Source organism: Streptomyces sp. S6, from assembly GCF_054880855.1.
The window spans coordinates 1-867 of the sequence record NZ_JBTYMC010000698.1 but is presented as its reverse complement, the minus strand read 5'-3'; the positions used below and the strand labels follow the sequence as shown (position 1 = coordinate 867).

At 73.7% G+C, this 867-nt stretch carries 2 protein-coding genes; both read right to left on the bottom strand.

Annotated features, from left to right (window positions below; genetic code table 11):
* On the bottom strand, nt 1–621 hold a 621-nt coding region (locus ACVNF4_RS36550), incomplete at its 3' end, for a PfkB family carbohydrate kinase (protein ID WP_461807110.1).
* Nucleotides 622–649: 28 nt separating this feature from the next.
* The coding region (locus ACVNF4_RS36545) for a hypothetical protein (RefSeq protein WP_461807111.1) at nt 650–867 on the bottom strand (218 nt) is incomplete at its 5' end.

Below are 867 nucleotides of genomic sequence, written 5' to 3'. Positions count from 1 at the left end.
GGGAAGGTAACCCACGCGGCGGCGGATCTCCTGGCGCAGGTCGGTCTCGCGGGCCGCGGCGGCGCCGCCCCTGCCTTCCCAGAGGCTGGGCCGGTAGTTGGGGTCGTAGGAGACGGTCACCCCGTGGCGGCGGGCGGCCGTCATGGCCTGCTCGGCGACGCCTGCCGTGGTGTCGGACAGGGCCGCGAAGATCCCGCCGGTGTGGAACCAGCGCACCCCGGTGGAGAAGACGGCGTCCCAGTCGACGTCCCCTTTCCGCAGCTGTGAGACCGCCGTGTTCGCCCGGTCGCTGACCCCGAGGGCGCCACGCACCCCGAAGCCGCGTTCCACGAAGTTCAGCCCGTTGCGCGCCTCCCGCCCCACTCCCCCGTCCGCCGCCCAGCGGATCAGGGAGGTGTCGACGCCGCCCTGGAGGACGAGGTCCTCGACGAGCCGTCCCACCGCGTTGTCGGCGAGGGCCGTCACGACGGCGGTGCGGTGTCCGAAGCAGCGGCGCAGCCCTCGGACGACGTTGTACTCGCCGCCGCCCTCCCAGACGCGGAAGGTGCGCGCCGTGCTGATGCGGCCCTCTCCGGGGTCGAACCGCAGCATCACCTCGCCGAGGGCGATCACGTCGGTCACCGGGTGCTCCGTCCCACCGCTTCGGCGGTCAGGCGGCGGATCTCGGTGAACTCGCCGCGTTCGAGGTGCTCCGGCGTGGCGAGCCAACTCCCGCCGACCGCGGCGACCGCCGGGTGGGCGAGGTAGCCGGAGAGGTCGTGGTGGCCGGGAGCATGCCCTCGGAGTACGAACCGGCCAGCTGTATGAGGGCGTTGGGCTCCTCGACGCCCGCCGAGACGATGCCTCGGGGGCGGCCCCGGTAGAGGG